Origin of the sequence: Niallia oryzisoli (assembly GCF_036670025.1) — a bacterium.
Classification (GTDB): domain Bacteria; phylum Bacillota; class Bacilli; order Bacillales; family Cytobacillaceae; genus Bacillus_BD; species Bacillus_BD oryzisoli.
Map to the genome: position 1 here is coordinate 3,301,571 of NZ_CP137640.1, position 19,974 is coordinate 3,321,544.

Sequence of the window (19,974 nt, forward strand, 5' to 3'; positions counted from 1 at the left end):
CATAAATAAAGCCCGACTTTATAATAAAGCGGGCTTTAGGATCAATTAAAGTTTAGTTACATTTACAGCTTGAGGGCCGCGTTGACCTTCTTCTATATCAAAACTAACTTCTTGACCTTCATCAAGACTCTTGAATCCTTCACTTTGGATGGCTGAGTAGTGAACGAATACGTCATCTCCACCTTCGACTTCGATAAATCCGAAACCTTTCTCAGCATTAAACCATTTTACTTTACCTGTTGCCATTTACATTTCCTCCTAAATCAAAAAACTAAAAAAATCAGAATAGAATTCTGTCGTTATTAATATGGGTTATTTTAATGAATTTTATAATGCTTTTTTAATAAAATTTATTTTTTTAACGATTTTTTTCATTGGAAGGACGATTTCTGCCTCTCCTGCGATCCCGATCACGTGATCTGCCCTTGTCATTACGGCTATTTCTATCATTACCACGACGCTTGCCAAAGTCAGCTTTTGGCTTTCTTGATCTTAAGGGCTCAACAGCCGTTAATTTAACCGGTGTTGCATCAGGCTCTTTCGTAATTAATTTCAGAGCTGCAGCCAATAGGGTCACAGAGTCTTTATCCTCAAGTAAATTCTCTGCTAATCGCTTATATTCTTGATAGTCATTGTTTTCAATTGTTTCCAACAATTGATTGATGGCTACCTTTTGATTACCTGCCAAAACATCGTGCGTTGTAGGAATTGGCATTTTCATCATTTTCTTTTTTGTCATGTTTTCAATAATTCTTAAATGATCGGTTTCCCTTGGAGTTACAAATGTGACCGCTTTTCCTTTGTTACCAGCACGCCCTGTTCGGCCGATTCGGTGTACATAGCTTTCTGGGTCCTGCGGAATATCAAAGTTGTATACATGAGAAACACCGCTAATATCAAGACCACGAGCGGCAACATCAGTTGCAACCATTATGTCAATCGATTGATCTTTAAATCGTCGAATAACTTGGTCTCGTTTTGCTTGCGGAATATCACCGTGAATTCCTTCCGCAGAATAGCCTCTTTTAATTAGCCCTTCTACTACCTCGTCAACCCGCTTTTTTGTTCTTCCAAAAACGATTGCAAGATCAGGCGATTGAATATCAAGCAAACCACATAAAACATCAAACTTTTGCTTTTCTTGGACTTCGATATAATGCTGTTCAATATTTGTTACAGTCATTTCCTTTGCTTTAATTTTAACCAGCTCTGGTTCGACCATGAATTTTTCTGCTAATGATTGAATCCGTCTTGGCATTGTCGCAGAAAACAATAATGTTTGTCTTTCTTCCGGTACCTTTGCCAGTATTTTTTCAATATCCTCAACAAAGCCCATATTCAACATTTCATCCGCTTCGTCTAGTACAACCATTTTAATATGATCAAGTCTGATCGTTTTTCTTTCAATATGATCAATTAAGCGGCCTGGTGTAGCAGCAATCACTTGCGGTCTATTTTTCAAGGCCCGGATTTGACGGCCAATATCCTGCCCGCCATAGATAGGAAGTGTGCGTACTCCCTTAACCTGACCGATTCGGTTTAGTTCTTCCGCCACTTGAACAGCCAGTTCACGCGTAGGACATACAACAAGTCCTTGAATTCCTTCATCTACGCTTATTTTTTCTAAAAGTGGTACACCAAAAGCGGTTGTTTTACCTGTACCTGTTTGTGCCTGGCCAATCATATCTTTACCTTGTAATGCAATCGGGATCGCTTGTGCCTGTATCGGTGATGGCTCTTCAAATCCCATATTATAAACGGCCTTTTCAAGCTCTTTGCTTAAGCCGAAATCTGAAAAAGTTGTCAAAATTTTGTTTCCTCCTTTGAATATCTTTAATAGCTTTTATTTCAATTGTTCGATACTATGGTTTCCATTTACCCTATCTTTTTTTCATGATTATAAAGAAAATGTAGTACCATACTTTTAGGAACTTTGGATATTGCTCATTCACCTGAAAAATCTTGTCCGAACGTAGGTTAATATAGGTGAATAGCTCACCATCGATCGTAAAAATCGTCCATTTTGGATTCTTCTGCAATGAATAAGCATCTAATTAGACCACATGAAAAAGGTGATGCATATATACATGCATCACCTTAAAAGCATTTATTATGCTTTTGTTACGTTAGCAGCTTGTGGTCCACGGTTACCTTCAACGATTTCAAAAGAAACGCTTTGGCCTTCTTCTAAAGTTTTGAAGCCATCAGTTTGGATAGCGGAGAAGTGTACGAATACATCTTGACCTTCTGAAGATTCGATGAATCCAAAACCTTTTTCTGCATTAAACCATTTTACTTTACCTGTGTTCATTGTGTTACCTCCGAAAAAATAAAAAATTCACTCTAAGTTTTACATATAATATTTAACCATAAAAAAAATCGCAGCCTATATCTATCTGTAGGAATAAACATCGACTACAGATTTCGCAGCTACGACAACTTATCCAAAAATATATATCCGAACTTAATAGCGTAACCTTACTATAATCGTTTTTAGTTTTCTTGTCAACAGGCAAATTCAGTTCGAACAACATAAGTATTGAAAAGGATGACCAAATTTCATTTGATCATCCTGGTTAGACATATTTATCATGTTATTTTCTAAATCATTTTAATAAACCTAAAACAACAGAAGCCCTGCCTCTCTTCCATCTTTACGGCTCCAAGACCGCGCCAATTAGAATCAGGTTATGCTCTACATTTGAAAAAAAACGTTGGAATGAGTTTTTTACGAATTGAAGTGTTTGATAGACGATGAAAAATGACATTTGTTAGTGTAAGGAAGTAAAATTGGAAGGTGATCATACTTACTTGTGACTACACAATAGAGTCACGCCAAAACATCTTGTTTCGTTAAAGACGAAAATATGTCCTTAATTAGGATAAAGGTTTTATCGACATTTGTCAATTCATTTCCAGTGATTATGGAAGAATCTGCGCTTTAGTAGCACAGATTCTTCCTATCATTCTATTTAAAAGCCATTGCAGCATTTACCGCTTTCTTCCACCCACTATATAAAGTAATACGAATATCATCATTCATTTTCGGTAAAAAAGTATGCTCAATTGCCCATTGTTTTGCAATTTCATCCTGGCTGCTCCAATAACCGACTGCAAGTCCGGCTAAGTAAGCGGCACCCAAAGCAGTTGTTTCATTTATTTGCGGTCTTTGAACTGGTACATTCAAGAGGTCACTTTGAAATTCCATCAGAAAATTATTTTTTACGGCGCCGCCGTCTACCCTTAACGTGCTCAGTTTGATTCCAGAATCAGCCTCCATTGCCCCTAATACATCTTTTGATTGATAGGCAAGTGATTCTAATGTCGCTCTAATAAAATGTTCTTTTGTTGTTCCTCTAGTTAAACCGAACACCGCACCCTTTACGTCCTTATCCCAATAAGGGGTCCCTAATCCAACAAATGCAGGCACGACATAGACTCCATCAGTTGATGCTACCTTTTTGGCATAATCCTCACTGTCAGCAGAGTTTTTGATCATCCTTAACCCATCACGCAGCCATTGAATGGCAGAGCCAGCCACAAAAATACTTCCTTCAAGCGCATATTCAACTTTCCCATTGGTCCCCCATGCAATAGTCGTTAGTAATCCATGTTTTGAGTCAACCGCTTGATTACCTGTATTCATGAGCATAAAGCAGCCAGTTCCATACGTATTTTTTGCCATTCCTTTTTCAAAGCATGCCTGACCAAAAAGTGCAGCTTGCTGGTCTCCTGCCACACCTGCAATCGGAATTTTTTTTCCGAAGAAATGTTCCTCAGCTGTATAGGCATATATTTCGGAAGAACCTTTTACTTCAGGAAGCATTGATTTCTTTACGCTTAGAATATCTAAAAGCTCATCATCCCACTTTAGCTCATAAATATTAAACATCAATGTTCGGGAGGCATTTGAATAATCCGTGACGTGCGCTTTTCCGCCTGACAGATTCCAAATTAACCATGTATCAATCGTCCCAAATAACAGTTCGCCACGCTCTGCTTTTTCACGTGCCCCTTCTACATGGTCAAGAATCCATTTTACTTTTGTCCCAGAAAAATAAGGATCAAGCAACAGGCCGGTCTTTTGGCGAAATAAGGAATTGTATCCTTTTTCCTTTAACACATCACAAATATCACTTGTTTGTCGTGATTGCCAAACAAGTGCATGATAAATCGGCTGGCCTGTTGTTCGATCCCACACAATGGTTGTTTCGCGCTGGTTCGTAATTCCAATAGCGGCAATTTGCTCTGGCTTAACACCTGATTCGGTTAAACAGCTGGCAATCACAGCCAATACCGATCCCCAAATTTCGTTTGCATTATGCTCTACCCAGCCGGGATGTGGAAAATATTGCGTAAATTCTTTTTGCGCAATATGAACCACTTCACCTTTTTGATTAAACAGAATGGCCCGAGAACTCGTTGTACCTTGATCTAATGATAAAATATACGTTTCCATCGATTTCCCCCTCAGATAAATGAATACCTCCCTTTAGTTTATCATCCTTGATGTGCCGAATATACTATAAGTCTTTGCGGTACTCATAATAACGAAAAAGAATAATACAGATGAGAAGCCAGGCTCCGCCCGCTAAAAAGCCACCGACTATATCACTTGGATAATGAACGCCTAAATAAATTCTCGAGAAACCGATCAATAAAATGATAATACTGTTTATGATAACCGCAGCCCATTGCAAACTTTTTCTATGAACAAGATGAATAATTAAATATGCAAGTGAACCAAAGAAAATAAAGGAACCCATTGAATGGCCGCTCGGAAAACTGTAGCCTTCTTCACTGATAATGGGCAAAATATCCGGTCTTTCCCTTTTAAACAGCCACTTTAATAACATATTAAATAATGCACCAATACCGCTGGAACAAACATAGAAAAGAGCCAAGGCTAGCTTTTTCTTTAATAATAGAACGATAACAAGCGCGCATACGATAAAAGTAAGCCAACCGACCGAACCTAAAAAGGTAATTCCTAACATCCATTCTGTTTTTTGCGGCGTAATCGCTGATTGGGCTAAGGTAATTACCACTCGATCAAACCTCTTTATATCGATTTCACTTAATTGCTGGGAAATCCAAATAAAACCATAGATAAAAAGGAATAGTATAATAGCCGCTAATCCTATATATTGAAATTTTTTGCCTGATCGAAGATAGGTTTCCATGTTTTCATTCCCTTTTTATGAAATTAAACGTATTAACTCCATTCTTTGTTAAAAACCACAAAGCTGATTTTACCCAAATTTTACAGTAAAATCAGCTTTTTAACGCATATAAGAAATGGTTTATGCTTCCTTTTTTAATTTTGGTTTTGCTGCTGCACGTTTTTTCTTTACCGGTTCCTTATTTGCAGGTTTCGTTTGATCGATGGACGCTTGCAGTGCTGCCATTAGATCCGTCACATTTGCTTTCACTTCCTTTTCAGCAGATGTAACAACTTCTTGACCGCTGCGTTTTGATTCAATTAAGTCAAGTAATGCAGTCCGATATTCATCGGTATATTTTGAGGCATCAAATTCTGTTGTTAATTGATCAATTAGTAAAATAGCAGTGTCAAGTTCCTTCTTTGTTACTTTATCTTCTTCAGGTACATTGGGAACATCCTGACTTGAGCGAACCTCATCAGGGAAATGGATCGTTTCCATCACGAGTGTATTTTCGAGAACTCGGATGACTGCCATTTGTTCTTTTGACCTGATCATTATTTTGGCAATCCCAACCTTTCCTGCTTCAGCTAAGGCCTTGCGAAGTAATGAATAGGCTTTTCCTCCATTTTCACCTGGTGACATATAGTAGCTGCGGTCATAGTAAATTGGATCGATTTCCTCCATTTTCACAAAATCAATAATTTCAACTGCTTTATCCTCATTATCCTTCTTTAATTTTTCGAGCTCTTCATCGTCTAAAACAACAAATTTTCCTTTTGTGTATTCATACGCCTTCACAATTTGCTCTGGTTTTACCTCCACATTACAAACAGGACATACTTTTTCATATTTAATTGGCGAATGACAATCCTTATGAAGTGTTCTTAATTTCACATCTCTATCCTCTGTTGCTGAATGAAGCTTAATTGGTATATTAACTAGCCCAAAGCTGATACTTCCCTTCCAAATTGTGTGCATATGCCCTTCTCCATTTCTCTTTTTATTTTTCTTAATTTATGTTAAATGGACGGACACATCCGATGTAATTTCATGCAGCGCATCCATGAAATATTTTTTACGAATCAAGGAAAACTAAAGAAAAAGGAGTCAGCTATATGGAATTGAAACCGATTATTCCTTTTGAACCGATTTCTTCAGAAAAGATTCCAATTGGACAAGAGTGGATATCGCAGATTAAATGGGATGGTACCCGGATCCTGACTTATTATGATGGCAAAGATGTTCAATTATTTAATCGAAAGCTTCACGAAAGGACCTTGCATTATCCGGAAATTACGGATATTCAAGAATTTTTCAAGGGAAAATCGGTCATCTTAGACGGGGAAGTCATCGCCCTTGATGAAAATGGAAATCCTTCCTTTCATCAAGTCATGAGACGGGATGGATTGAGAAAAATGGACCGCGTGAAACTCGTGAAAAATGAAGTACCTATTTTTTACATGATTTTTGACATTATTTATTATAATGGAAATTGGATCCATAATCAGCCGTTAAAAGATCGAATGAGCATCCTGCAAGAGTGCATCATCCCTAATTCCCGTATTCAAATTGTGCCCTCACAGCATGACAATCAAGCATTATGGAAGGTGGCAAAAGAGCATCATTTAGAGGGAATTGTATGTAAAGACCTCAATAGTCCTTATACAATGAATGGAAAGGATGGAGCTTGGCAAAAGATAAAAAATTATCAGGATGTCATTGCCGTTATTGGAGGTGTTACTTATCGTTCTGGAATTGTGAACGCAGTTTTACTGGGTTTATATGATCAAGAAGGAAATTTGTGGTATATTGGTCATTGCGGTACAGGGAAAATGACCAGGAATGAATGGAAAGAGCTTACTGACAAAATAGAATCTTTGCTATTAAAAGAAAAGCCATTTATTAATGAACCGGAACGTATGAAAGATGTGACTTGGGTTCGACCGGAAATCACCGTAAAAGTTCAATATATTGAATGGCCTGAAGGAAGAACACTCAGGCAGCCGAGTATTCAGGCTTTTACACATACATCTGTAAAAGAGTGTGTACTACCGACAATCGAAAAAACAGCTGTTAAACAAGCGATTCAAACACATGCCTTACGAGAAGAACTGGATATCAGCCATCCAGACAAACCATTATGGAAAAAACCAGCCATTATCAAGGAGCAATATATTGATTATTTGCATGATATTTATCCATGTATTTCTCCTTTTTTACATAACCGTTTGCTAACCGTCATACGCTATCCGCACGGTATGTTTGGCGAGCCATTTTATCAAAAAAATTGCCCGGACTATGCTCCGTCATTCATACAAACGGTAGAATCTGAAGGAATCAATTATATTGTTTGTAATAACTTGGAAACTTTTGTTTGGCTTGGAAACCAGCTTGCATTTGAATTTCATATCCCCTTTCAAACGATTGACGGGAATGGAAGTCCAAGTGAAATCGTCTTTGATCTTGATCCGCCATCAAAGGATGCTTTTTCATTAGCCATTAAAGCAGCTATTATGATCAAAGAAGTTCTAGATAGCTTACATTTAATCAGCTTTGTCAAAACGAGCGGAAATAAAGGCATTCAAATCTATATCCCGCTCCCTGAACATCGTTATACTTTCGACGAAACGAGAATCTTTACATCATTTATGGCGGAATATTTAATTGCAAAAGCCCCTGATTCATTTACGATTGAACGAATGAAAAAGAATCGCGGCGGTCGTCTTTATGTTGATTATGTCCAGCATGCGGAGGGGAAAACAATTATTGCCCCTTATTCACCGAGAGGGAATCCAAAAGCAACCGTTGCCACGCCGCTTTATTGGGAGGAAGTGAAGGAAGGCTTAACGATGGAAACTTTTCAAATTCCCTCCATTCTCGAACGGATAAAAAAAGAGGGAGATCCATTTGCTGGATTTTTTGATGCGAAGCAGAAACAAAACTTCGATCCTGTTTTACAGTTTCTTAAATCAAGATAACGCGGTTCCCTATTATATAGCAGCATAATAGTATTCCACATTATTCACAAAGGGATAGGTCAGACAGCGACCTATCCCTTTTCCAGACAATATTGCTTGACCATCAAATATATTGACGAATAAACCCTTGAGCAGCTTCTTCCAGCTTGGCATACTGAACTGCTTCTGCATCAAAATGTTCTTTCTTCATCACTTCAAATTGATTTTTGTTTTTCTCATCTAATTGAACTTCCGCTCGATATACATATGTGGCATTGCCGATTAATTCAATCCAATATCCTGAATCCGCTTCATGAACAACACAACGAACCTTTCCACCAGGATTATACACTTCGATTACCTCTTCTTTTTCATTTAAACCAATTAAACACGTAACAAGACTTGATGCTGACATTGCCGTTCCGCATGCATTCGTAAACCCGACTCCTCTTTCAAACGTACGTACATATATGGCCCCTTTTTCCAGCGATTTAACGAAGCTTACATTTACACCATCCGGAAACAAAGGATTTGGACCATTTACATATTCACTTAAATTCTTTTGGATATCAGAGTGAATATCTTCTGTTTTAACAATTGTTACAAGATGTGGGTTTGGTACGGCAAGGGCTGTAAATGTCAAATGGTCAGATAAACGTTCAATCTTTTCATTCACTAATTTTTCTTGATCAAGTTCCAGTGGCAAATCCTTCAATTGAAAAGAAACCGGTGATATCTCTACCATATACGTTGGAATGTCCGGGAACAGGTCTTCTTGTTTTTTTACCTTTAAATGAGCCTTCATTGTTTCAATAACGGCTTCTTCTTTATTCAATTTTTCACAAACATAGCGTGCAACGCAGCGCAGACCATTACCACACATAGAAGCTTCTGAGCCGTCTGAATTAAAGACACGCATTCTTGCGTCAGACTTGTCGCTGTTTAAAACAAATAGAATCCCATCTGCACCTAATTCTGTCTTCCGATTACAAAGAGTAATTGCCAATTGTGCACGTTCATCATCCGTAAACGAAAGCTTTCCTTCCATCTCATCGATTAATAAAAAGTCATTCCCAGACCCGTGGCATTTAATTAACTCAATATTCACTTTATACTACCTCCGCTAAAAATTCTGTTTTGTTTTACTGTACCATATTTTTCGGATAAGGAGATAGCATAACTAATTGATCAGTTTGTGATAAAAATAATTAATTTAGGATAAGTGGATCCTGACCCGTAGTAGCAATTCTTTCTTCACGGATCATTTCGGTTGTCCAATTTAAAGATTCGGCATAAATTCGAAATAGATCGCGCTCCGTCATATTTAATCGTTTACAGTAATGATTAATTTCTTTCCAATTTGCCTGCTCTACCGCTTCAACTAAATCTAATACCATCTTATATTTGTTTTCTTTTCCCATTAAGGCATCATGAATTTCTTTTTTTAATGGAAGATCTTCAAGGATTTCTTCCATTGATAAATCGACTAGTTTCACGATTGTCGAAATCAACCCAGCCATATAATAGCCTGACGGAAATTCTGTCCCGATTTGGCGGGCAATCGTTTCACAAAGCTTTGCTCTTGTTAACGTTAAATGCGTACAGCGGTCTGATAATAAGGAATGTTCCTCTGCTTGTCCTCTTGTTGACAAGACATGGATCCAATTTTTAATATTATCGACACCAAGTAATCTAATCGCGGCCCGAATGGAACAAATTTTCTTATCACACCCAATGGATGATGTATTAATCAGTTTTAGGAGCTTAACTGATAGAGATAAATCCTTTTCTATCAATTCTGCTAATTCATCAATATTTAATTCTTCCAATGACATATTTTGAATCATTTGATAATGTGATGAAAAAACAGTTGGAATTTCATAGGTTGATTCAATAATCGGCTCTGAAAAAAAGTAACCTTGAAAATAGACATAACCTCTTTTTTTCGCCTCGAGAAAAGCCTCTTCAGTTTCTATTTTCTCGGCAAATAACTCAATCCCGTACTTTGCAGCTATTACTTCAATTTGTTCATGCTGATGAGAATACTCTTTGCGAAAATCTACTTTAATCATGGCAATGTGCGGCAGAAGTTGATCAATAAACGGGTGATCCTGTAAAAGAAAATGATCATTGAGGATAATTAAATAACCTAATTCCTGCAGTTCCTGACAAATAGCGATTAGTTTACTGCTAATATTCACTTCTTGAGATAATTTTACGACCAATTCATTTGGACTAAAGTATGTTGGCAATTTTTGTTCTAGTAAATTTTCTGTAAAATGAATAGAAAACTTTTTCCCTTCTGTTAAGCGCTCAAGCCCAAAGTTTAAAAAGCTATTGATAATTACCTCTGAAGTGGCTTGATCACCGTCTATAAAGGGGAAGACATTTGTCAGATCTTTTCGGTATAATAGCTCATATCCAACAATTTCTTCCTCAATATTGAAGATAGGTTGTCTAGCTACAAAAACCTCCATAAGACTCCCTCCGACCTTCTTATATGTGTAAATTACATTTATGAACAGTTTACCTTATTCAAAGCGCTAATCATGTCGAAAATTGTACTATGATTAAGAAAAATAAAAAAAGAGATGTCACCAGATTGTAACATCTCTTTCCTTAATGCTATTGATCATTTCGTGATAGATAAAAGTTAATCTTGCTCCATTATTTTGCAATTTCACGGTATAAATTTGCCAGTTCAATCGCAGTCATCGCTGAATCATAGCCTTTATTGCCTGCTTTTGTACCAGCGCGTTCAATTGCCTGTTCAATTGAATCTGTTGTTAAGACACCAAAAATGACCGGTACCCCTGTTTGCATACCTGCATGGGCTACTCCCTTTGCTACTTCACTGGAAACATAATCGAAATGCGGTGTTGCACCTCTAATCACAGATCCCAATGTAATGACCGCATCATACTCGCCTTTTTCCGCTAATTTCTGTGCTGTTAACGGGATTTCAAATGCACCTGGAACCCAAAAAATGGTTACATCCTCCTCTTGAACACCATGTCGCTTTAAGGCATCCTCTGCTCCTGATAATAATTTGCTGTTAATAAATTCATTAAATCTTGCTACAATAATAGCCACTTTTAGTCCAGTACCAATTAAATGTCCTTCAATTACTTTTTTCATTTCGATTCTCTCCTTTATGTTCAATAGAATGATAAATGGTATATTTTCAGCTTCACTATAAGTAGGTTGTCCAACCTAATTGTAAATTAATTATTCTAAAAATTATTAAAAAGATAATAAATGGCCCAGTTTGTCTTTCTTCGTTTTTAAATAACGTTCATTTTCCTTTTCAGTCGGCATTTGCAGTGGAACACGTTCAACAACTTCTAGCCCATAGCCTTTTAAACCAGCAATTTTACGTGGGTTATTCGTCAATAATCTCATTTTCTTTACTCCTAGGCCCCTTAGGATTTGGGCACCGATTCCATAATCCCGTAAATCGGCATCAAAGCCAAGCTTATGATTAGCTTCAACCGTATCGTAACCCTCTTCTTGAAGCTTGTAGGCCTTCAATTTATTGATCAGACCGATTCCTCTGCCTTCCTGCCTCATGTATAAGAGAATCCCCTTGCCTTCTTGTTCAATTTGACTTAATGCAGCCGCAAGCTGAGGGCCGCAATCACAGCGTTTTGAACCAAACACATCCCCTGTTAAGCATTCTGAATGAACACGTAGGAGGACAGGACTATCACCATCAATTTCTCCTTTTACAAGTGCAACATGCTCCTTATTGTCTAATCTACTTGTATAGCCGAATGCCTTAAATTCTCCAAATTCAGTCGGCAGTGTGATTTCCACTTCCTGTTTCACATTTGTATCATGGTGCGCTAAGCGATATTCAATCAACTGTTCAATCGAAACAAGCTTCAAATCAAATTTTTCAGCTACAAGCTTAAGACTATCCAAACGCGCCATCGTACCGTCATCATTCATAATTTCACAAATGATCCCTACAGGAGCTGCTCCGGCAAGTCTCGCAAAATCAACTGCTGCTTCTGTATGTCCTGCCCTTCTTAAAACACCACCGTTTTTGGCAATCAAAGGAAAAATATGACCAGGCCGGTTGAAATCCTCTGCTTTTGTATGTGGATCTAATAATTTTTCAATTGTAAACGCACGTTCATAAGCGCTGATACCTGTTGTTGTATCCTTATGATCGATTGTCACGGTGAAGGCAGTTTCTTTCACATCAGTATTATGTTTTACCATTGGATGAAGGTTGAAACGGCTGGCAATTTCTTCTGTGACAGGCGTACAAATCAACCCTCTCCCTTCTTTTGCCATAAAGTTTATTGTTTCGGGTGAAGAGAATTCAGCAAGGGCAATGAAATCACCTTCATTTTCACGATCTTCATCATCAACAACGATAATGACTTTACCAGCTTTTAAATCCTCTAATGCTTCTTCAATTGTGTGAAACATATTTTATCCTCCTTAAATGAACTTTCCCCTTATTTCAACGAGATCCTACTATTAATAAAACCCATTCTCTTTTAAAAAATCAGCTGTTAAACCCTTTGGCTTTTCTTGCTTTTGTTGATGATTCATAAATGAATAGAAATATTTTGCCATAACATCAAACTCAAGATTCACGATTTCACCCTCTGACTTAAAACCAAGTACGGCTTCTTTGGCCGTATGCGGAATCAAAGAAACGGTTATAGAATTACTCCCGGTCCTAAAAATCGTCAGTGATGTACCATCTATTGCAATGGAACCCTTTTCCAATACAAATTTGGCATAGTCTTCCGGAATTTCGATCTCAACTAGGATCGCATTTTCGATATTCGTTCGTTTACGAATCCGTCCGATACCATCAATATGACCGGTGACAAAATGTCCGCCAAACCGCCCGTTCGCAAGCATGGCTCGTTCCAAATTCACCTTTGAACCTTCCTTTAATGTGGCAAGTGATGTATTCTTAAAGGTTTCCGGCATCACATCTGCTTCAAACTGAATGGGAGAAAACTTAGTAACAGTCAAACAGACACCATTAACCGCAATACTGTCACCGAGATGCAGATCCTGCATAATTTTTTGTGCTTCAATCACGAGAGTCAGAGTATGCCCTTTGGCATTAATTCTTTTAATTGTACCTAACTCCTCGATCAGTCCAGTGAACAAGGCAGCATTCCTCCTTTTTACTGTAATATGAATGGGGATATTTATCGGTATCCGTTCGCCATGGGGATTTGGCAGGAAGATGGACAGTGAATCACATATGAGGAAATCTTAAAATGTGGTAATACATATACATACTTTCAAAGGCAAGTTATAGATGGTAAACATATAAAAAGCCCCATACAATTAGTTTGTACAGGGCTTTATCATGTAATACCAAATAAAAGACAATACCAAATAAACGTTAGTATATACTCATTTTTAACGTGTGTGAATCATATCCTTCTCCCATCCAGACTTTCACTGTCGGCTTTGGAATTTCACCAAATCCACCGTTTTCATTACTGAAACCGGGTCACGGACTAAGAGGTCATACCTCATCACCGCCGGTTGGGAATTTCACCCAGCCCCGAAGGATTCCTTATTAAATTAATATTATAGTATCATAGTTCAGATTGTGAGACAATGTTAAATCATCATCAAATCGTCATTTATTGTTAATCTTTTATGTCTAAAGCATAAACGACCGTTATTCATTAAAGGTGTTTGGAAGATTCAATTCAATGATCTACATATTGATAAAGACTAATCAAAAGTGAAAACAGCTGAATCTTTTCGCTTTCAGACAATTTCTCATTCATTGACAGAATTGGTGTATTCACATGAACAAACCTCTCTGCCCATTCCAGCGGCATCCAGCCTGTTTGGATGCGCGCAAGTTGAGTTCCATCTGATGAATGAAAAGAATAGTCTTGCAGGCTGGAATTTTTAATGAAAAGGCTCCTTGTTTCAAGGAAAAACTCTTTCTCTTTTCCACTTATTCCTTTAAAGATATCTGCTATTTCCTGATTATCTGGAGAAATGATTTTAATTCTATCTTTTAAATCACGATAATAGACAATCGGCTCATCTTTATAATCATAAAGAACATACTTTTTCATCATATGCTTTTCTATTATATTAGGGATTAACCATCTTAGCTTAAAGAACGATTGATCCCTGATTTCTCCTACTTTCATTCCGTTCGGTGTAAATAATAGCAATCTTAATGAAGGTGCGGGCATAAACGTGATTAACAGATCACTTTCAAATAGATGTGTACGAGATAGTTCAAAGCTTGTTGTCGAAAGTTTTACAGCCTTCGCCCGATTTTGATTTAAAAGAAACTTTTGATAGCAGAAAAAACTATAGATAAGGAATGGGATGGCTAATAAACAAAGCTGATAGGTTTGCGAAATGAAGAATGCATAAATGAGTAATAGGATTGATGGGATGAGAGCTGCGAGACTTGCATTTAAAGAAGCTGCAGCTGATTGCTGGTAATATTGTTGGATATTCATATTTGTACTCCTTGTCCTATTTAAAACCCGATTTCATAATCCGCTATTACGATTCTATTTTTCACTTGGTCTGATTATGAAAAAATTAATGATGTTCCAACAAAAAAACTGCCTCAGCTAGGCAGTTTTTTTGTTACTTTAACGAATGATTCGAAACACAAGGGGAATCCTGTATGTTTCACCTTCATATGCTTTGACAGCGGCAATGATGGTAAAGATAAATACATAAACTCCTACAAGCCAAATCGTTAAAACTCCAACTAAAACGATCATGAGAATGATACTTACAACCGTGTAAACCGTATAAGATATTAAAAAATTAAAATATTCTTTTCCATGGTAATCAATAAATGCTGAATCCTCCTTTTTGATCAGCCAAATAATGAGCGGTCCAATAAAAATGGTAAAAAAACTAGCGACATAAAGGACTGCGGCTAACACTCTTTCTTCCTGTGATGGCATGTTCCATCTTCCCCTTTCACTACTATATTTACGATTAACAATCAAATAGTCCATAATATGAAGTTTCAAAAGATTTCCCAACTATAATACGTTTACCTTTAAGAAAGGATTCATCTTTTTCCAATTCAATTGTCTTAATTGTTCTTGTTTAAGTGATCATGAATATATTTGTGGTAGACAACCATATCTATGTTTTTTTGGGCAAGAAAAGAAATGAGACTAGAGGGTGATCGATACATGATGTCGAAAATAGAAGCATTTATATTAGGCGTGATTCAAGGGTTAACAGAGTTTTTACCTATTTCCAGTACGGGACATCTGTACTTAGGGAGACATCTCTTCGGTCTTGATGAAGCAGGACTTTTCTTAGATACGATGCTTCATGTAGGCACATTATTAGCTGTTCTTGTTGTTTATCAGCATGAACTATTTCAAATCCTGAGGAAGCCATTTGGCCATCTTTCCATGCTGCTCGTCATTGGTACAATTCCAGCAGTCATTGTGGGTCTATTATTGAACGATTTATTTGACACCATTTCAGAAACGGGGGTAACGATTGGCTGGGAATTTTTATTTACCGGGTTTATCCTCTGGATGGCAGACGGTATCAAAAAAGGCAGCAAAAAGATGGAACAAATAAGCTATAAAGATGCTTTATTCATCGGGACCTTTCAAGCCGCAGCCATTTTTCCTGCCGTCTCTAGGTCAGGGTTAACCATTGCAGCTGGTATATTTAGAAAACTTGACAGGGAAACAGCAGCCTGGTTTTCTTTTTTGCTTTCCATCCCGGCAATTGCCGGCGGGATTGTTTTTCAATTTGGCGAATTAGCATCAGGACATGTTGAGGCAATATCTTTTAGCTCTTTATTAGTGGCCACACTGGCATCAGCGTTATTCGGTTATGCGGCGATCGTCTGGATGATTAGATATTTGCAAAAAAACTCTTTAAAGGTGTTTGCTGTTTACGTCTGGATTTTAGGCTTCATTGTACTGGCTTTGCAACTTACCGGTACTTTCTAATCCACCTATCTAATCAATTTGTATCCTGTTACATATAATATGGAGAATGTCATGATCAAACCTAAAGGGACACTGTTCGACGGAGAATTCGTTTTTCTAGCAAAAGAATGAATTACTGTCAAAAATTGTCCATAATTTTTAACGATTATTTACAAAAACATCATTTTCTTTTTAAATTTTTTTATGTAAAATACGTTTAGATATGTTAATTATTTTCTTTTTTTGTACTACCAAGTTCTTTTAAAAGGAGACGATTTTAGCAAACATCTGTAACGATTTTGCTTACTTTCAGTCATAAAATATTATATTGTGTTAAAAAGTAATTGGGAAGGCAAATGGTGCGCCACCAGTCATACTGGTTCTAGTGGGTTCGATTCCCACCCCGAAATTTTTTAGTAAGATCATAAAAAATTTCGAGGGTGGGGTACAACTCTTTGTCATGGAGTAAAACTGCCCTCAAATTGGAGGGATTAACCGTGCTGAAGAAACGCGAGCTACATGAATGCCATGAATTATATGACTTGATGATCCACCCTAATGTCTTCCCTTTCGTGCGCCATAAAGCTGCATCTTATGAAGAATTTTTATTTATTACGAAACAAACGATTGAGGCTGAAGAACGAGGCGAATTAATCTCAAGAACGATTCTAGATGATTGGGGCTCTCCAATTGGTACGATTAGCTTATACGATATACAGGATCATGCAGGTTTCTTAGGAACATGGCTGGGTAAGCCATATCACGGTAAAGGATATAATCAGCGGGCGAAAGCTGCCTTCTTTGAAGAACTATTCTATGAGCTTAACATTGAAACGGTCTTTATGCGCATCCGCACTGAAAATATCCGCTCTCAAAAAGCCGCTGAAAAACTTCCCTACACCATCAATGCCCAAGAATCTCGTAAATCCCTTTTCGAGCAATTAAACGCAAATGGAGACATCTTTAAATTATTTGAAATTCCAAAGGATCTCTATACATTACACACAAAAAGAAATTCAATCGAGGATACACACAGATTGGAAGCATAAACAAATCAATTCTAGGCATTGAAACCTTCAAAAAAGTATCAACCCTTGCACACAATATCTTCTAAGCGGCTTGACAAATAATGTCAGCCGCTATTTCTATTTAAAAATTTATCGCATGTGATAAGCGTATTTTCATACATATAAAATCATTATTGTGATAAAATATTAATTTATAATTAGTGAGAGAATTCGAGGAAGAATCATGATCAAAACAAATAGTAAAAAAGAAAAACTGCATTATTTATTTATTATATTAATCCCTATTTTAATAACTCAGATTGGTATGTATTCTATGAATTTTTTTGATACAACCATGTCCGGTCACTATGGTTCCAACGACCTTGCAGGAGTTGCAATTGGAGCTTCATTGTGGGTTCCTATTTCTACTGGACTAACAGGAATTTTGATAAGCATTACCCCTATTGTTTCTCAATTAATTGGAGCTAGAAAAGAAAAAGATGTGAGCGTGACGGTTATCCAAGGGATGTATGTTGCAGCCATCATGGCAGTCTGTGTCATTATCATCGGTTCCTTCCTCCTGGAACCCATTTTAAGGAGAATGAACCTTGATCCCCATGTAGAAAGGGTTGCTGCCGAATACTTAAAGGCTTTAAGCATTGGAATTATCCCTTTATTTATGTATAATGCTGTCCGTTCCTTCATTGATGCACTGGGCAAAACCAGGGTTTCGATGTTTATTACATTGTCGGCTTTACCGATTAATGTGGTGTTTAATTATCTACTAATCTTTGGTAAAGCAGGACTTCCTGAACTCGGAGGCGTAGGAACTGGTTATGCAACGACAATCACCTATTGGGCATTGCTTCTGATTGCCATTTTGATTGTACATACGCAAAAGCCCTTTTCTGGATACAGCATTTTTCGCAGTTCATACAAACTAAAAGTAAAAAAAATAAAAGAGATCCTTAAAATAGGACTTCCAATTGGACTTTCTATTTTTTTTGAGACAAGTATTTTTTCAGCCGTCACATTATTTATGAGTGAATTTGATACGATCACAATCGCATCACATCAAGTTGCAATGAATTTTGCGTCTTTACTCTATATGATTCCATTAAGCATATCCATGGCTCTAACCATATTAGTCGGTTTTGAAGTCGGAGCAAAACGCTATCATGACGCGAGGCAGTATAGCTTGCTCGGGATTGGAGTAGCGGTTACAATGGCTTGTGTTTGCGGTATCATTATTTTATTATTTCGTACAGAAGTCGCAAGCCTTTATTCAAAGGACCCGAAAGTCATCCAATTGTCCGTACAATTTTTGCTATATGCTCTTTTTTTCCAGTTGTCTGACGCGATCCAGGCGCCGATTCAAGGCTCACTCAGAGGCTATAAAGATGTCAATACGACTTTTTTCATGTCATTGGTATCCTATTGGATTATCGGACTGCCATTAGGAATTTTATTAGCCAGACATACCGAATTAGGGCCATATGGCTATTGGATAGGCCTTATTGCCGGCTTGGCTGTTGGTGCTCTTAGCCTTACAGGAAGACTCTTATACATCCAGCGGAATCGCAAGCTATCTATGTCCATCCGTACGAATTAAATCATCTAACAAGATCTTGTCCTTCATAAAACCATTGGCCGTACTGCATTTAACCTTCAGTACAGCTAATGGTTTTTTCTTTATAGAATCATATCAGCCTAAAAGATTTTTTAACTGTGTGCCACGTGCTGCATAGTATATCTTTAGTTAGATTGATTTAGATTAAAGTCTTTTCGAACCGAATTTGTACATTCAATCTAGTTTGAAGGAAAGGATGAATATTGATGTTTCCGTGGAATTTTTTTCCCTTTGATAAAGATATCCAGTCTAAAGTGAAAAATATGAAGCCAGAAGAAGTGAATCAGTTTGTTCAAAATATAATGGGCAAAGTATTTGAGTCTGCCATGCCAAACAATATGAATCCACAGGAAATGATGAAACTTTTTCAGCCATTTTCAGAGACTCAAGAAAAACGTACGACAGCTGGTGAATCTGCAATTAACTATTCTCTATTCGAAACACATGATTATATATATGTACGGATTAACATAGACACTGATGAATGGTTAACAAGACTTAGGCTCTCACATACATCCAATCTGCTTTTGCTTGAGAACATTCCAGAAATGAGCCATAAACACTCTATTCCACTCCCCTCTCTTGCTAAGAAAAAAGGGACGACTGCCCACTATAAAGATAAAACACTTGAAGTAAGAATCCCAAAAGACATTGATACACAATATTCCGAAATAAATGTGACTGATATAGTGTAAATCCACCCGTTAATCCATCATTACGATTTTCTAATGTTAATAAGGGAGAGAGCATGATGAATTCAGATAAGCTAAAACAATGGTTTGGTTTAACACAAAAACTACAACAAGAGGATTTTTGGAAGCAGATAATAGATCCAGATACGCTTGCAAAAGAGGAAAAAATAAACTTTGAAAATAACTTTCTTAAGCTGCGGGATACCTTCCCACATTGCGACCTTTATCAAATCGATCATAATCTATTTCTTGAGGTGGAACTGCCAGGATTCACAATTGATGAAATTCATGTAACAATCGAGCATGGTATTGTAGTGATTCAAGGCAACTATCATACGTTGAAGCCAGGCAGTAAGTATTTTCTTAAGGAAAGAGTAAGCAAGAGATTTAAAAAAGAGATCCCCCTTCCAGTCCCAGTGATCGAATCATCTATTCGCTATACTTTACAAAATGGACTGTTCACACTTATTTTACCAATTCAAACAGATTTTGCTGAAGAAATTCCAATTGAAATAAAGCCCGAATACTGACAGTAAATAGAGTAGGCGCATGAAAATATCATGCGCCTCTCACAGATCCGTAC

General features: G+C 37.2%; 19 protein-coding genes and 1 riboswitch. Of the genes, 6 read left to right on the forward strand and 13 right to left on the reverse strand.

Going from position 1 to position 19,974, the window contains the following annotated elements:
- Positions 1-45: 45 nt before the first annotated feature.
- From R4Z09_RS16635 to R4Z09_RS16660, 6 genes are all read right to left on the reverse strand, one after another.
- Positions 46-246 (reverse strand): cold-shock protein, encoded by a 201-nt coding sequence (locus R4Z09_RS16635; protein ID WP_338447868.1) that lies wholly within the window; start codon positions 244-246, stop codon positions 46-48.
- 112 nt (positions 247-358) lie between these two features.
- Entirely contained in the window at positions 359-1,807 is a 1,449-nt protein-coding gene (locus R4Z09_RS16640; RefSeq protein WP_338447869.1) for a DEAD/DEAH box helicase, read from the reverse strand.
- 303 nt (positions 1,808-2,110) lie between these two features.
- Complete coding sequence (locus tag R4Z09_RS16645) at positions 2,111-2,311, reverse strand: cold-shock protein (RefSeq protein WP_338447870.1); 201 nt, start codon at positions 2,309-2,311, stop codon at positions 2,111-2,113.
- Between the two features lie 657 nt (positions 2,312-2,968).
- Positions 2,969-4,459 (reverse strand): glycerol kinase GlpK, encoded by a 1,491-nt coding sequence (glpK, locus tag R4Z09_RS16650; RefSeq protein WP_338447871.1) that lies wholly within the window; start codon positions 4,457-4,459, stop codon positions 2,969-2,971.
- Between the two features lie 64 nt (positions 4,460-4,523).
- A complete protein-coding gene (locus R4Z09_RS16655; protein ID WP_338447872.1) occupies positions 4,524-5,183 on the reverse strand; it encodes a phosphatase PAP2 family protein in 660 nt (219 codons plus the stop codon).
- A gap of 120 nt (positions 5,184-5,303) precedes the next feature.
- Positions 5,304-6,143, reverse strand: coding sequence for a Ku protein (locus tag R4Z09_RS16660; RefSeq protein WP_338447873.1), 840 nt, complete (start codon positions 6,141-6,143; stop codon positions 5,304-5,306).
- A 137-nt stretch (positions 6,144-6,280) separates the two neighbouring features.
- Between R4Z09_RS16660 and ligD the strand changes: the two genes are divergently transcribed.
- Positions 6,281-8,143 (forward strand): DNA ligase D, encoded by a 1,863-nt coding sequence (gene ligD, locus R4Z09_RS16665; RefSeq protein ID WP_338447874.1) that lies wholly within the window; start codon positions 6,281-6,283, stop codon positions 8,141-8,143.
- Between the two features lie 103 nt (positions 8,144-8,246).
- Here the strand turns inward: ligD and dapF are convergent, their stop codons facing one another.
- From dapF to R4Z09_RS16700, 7 genes are all read right to left on the reverse strand, one after another.
- Positions 8,247-9,230, reverse strand: coding sequence for a diaminopimelate epimerase (dapF, locus tag R4Z09_RS16670; RefSeq protein WP_338447875.1), 984 nt, complete (start codon positions 9,228-9,230; stop codon positions 8,247-8,249).
- 100 nt (positions 9,231-9,330) lie between these two features.
- Positions 9,331-10,599, reverse strand: a complete 1,269-nt coding sequence (locus R4Z09_RS16675; RefSeq protein WP_338447876.1) for an EAL and HDOD domain-containing protein — start codon at positions 10,597-10,599, stop codon at positions 9,331-9,333.
- 190 nt (positions 10,600-10,789) lie between these two features.
- On the reverse strand, positions 10,790-11,260 hold the full coding sequence (ribE, locus tag R4Z09_RS16680) for a 6,7-dimethyl-8-ribityllumazine synthase (protein WP_338447877.1): 471 nt from the start codon (positions 11,258-11,260) through the stop codon (positions 10,790-10,792).
- A 105-nt stretch (positions 11,261-11,365) separates the two neighbouring features.
- Positions 11,366-12,562, reverse strand: a complete 1,197-nt coding sequence (locus R4Z09_RS16685) for a bifunctional 3,4-dihydroxy-2-butanone-4-phosphate synthase/GTP cyclohydrolase II (protein WP_338447878.1) — start codon at positions 12,560-12,562, stop codon at positions 11,366-11,368.
- A gap of 51 nt (positions 12,563-12,613) precedes the next feature.
- On the reverse strand, positions 12,614-13,264 hold the full coding sequence (gene ribE, locus R4Z09_RS16690; protein WP_338447879.1) for a riboflavin synthase: 651 nt from the start codon (positions 13,262-13,264) through the stop codon (positions 12,614-12,616).
- A 273-nt stretch (positions 13,265-13,537) separates the two neighbouring features.
- A riboswitch (FMN riboswitch) is annotated at positions 13,538-13,682 on the reverse strand.
- Between the two features lie 139 nt (positions 13,683-13,821).
- Positions 13,822-14,601 carry a hypothetical protein gene (locus tag R4Z09_RS16695; RefSeq protein WP_338447880.1) on the reverse strand — a complete coding sequence of 260 codons (780 nt, stop codon included), beginning with the start codon at positions 14,599-14,601 and terminating at the stop codon, positions 13,822-13,824.
- Positions 14,602-14,739: 138 nt separating this feature from the next.
- Complete coding sequence (locus R4Z09_RS16700; protein ID WP_338447881.1) at positions 14,740-15,063, reverse strand: DUF4870 domain-containing protein; 324 nt, start codon at positions 15,061-15,063, stop codon at positions 14,740-14,742.
- A 240-nt stretch (positions 15,064-15,303) separates the two neighbouring features.
- On the opposite strand from R4Z09_RS16700, the gene R4Z09_RS16705 reads away from it, so the two are divergent.
- The 5 genes from R4Z09_RS16705 (at position 15,304) to R4Z09_RS16725 (ending at position 19,921) form a co-directional block, all read left to right on the forward strand.
- The gene (locus tag R4Z09_RS16705; protein ID WP_338453292.1) at positions 15,304-16,083 is read left to right on the forward strand and encodes an undecaprenyl-diphosphate phosphatase; all 780 of its coding nucleotides are present in this window, start codon (positions 15,304-15,306) and stop codon (positions 16,081-16,083) included.
- Positions 16,084-16,559: 476 nt separating this feature from the next.
- Complete coding sequence (locus R4Z09_RS16710) at positions 16,560-17,111, forward strand: GNAT family N-acetyltransferase (protein WP_338447882.1); 552 nt, start codon at positions 16,560-16,562, stop codon at positions 17,109-17,111.
- Between the two features lie 202 nt (positions 17,112-17,313).
- Entirely contained in the window at positions 17,314-18,681 is a 1,368-nt protein-coding gene (locus R4Z09_RS16715; RefSeq protein ID WP_338447883.1) for an MATE family efflux transporter, read from the forward strand.
- 224 nt (positions 18,682-18,905) lie between these two features.
- On the forward strand, positions 18,906-19,394 hold the full coding sequence (locus R4Z09_RS16720) for an Hsp20/alpha crystallin family protein (RefSeq protein WP_338447884.1): 489 nt from the start codon (positions 18,906-18,908) through the stop codon (positions 19,392-19,394).
- A 56-nt stretch (positions 19,395-19,450) separates the two neighbouring features.
- Positions 19,451-19,921, forward strand: coding sequence for an Hsp20/alpha crystallin family protein (locus tag R4Z09_RS16725; protein WP_338447885.1), 471 nt, complete (start codon positions 19,451-19,453; stop codon positions 19,919-19,921).
- Positions 19,922-19,974: the final 53 nt, after the last annotated feature.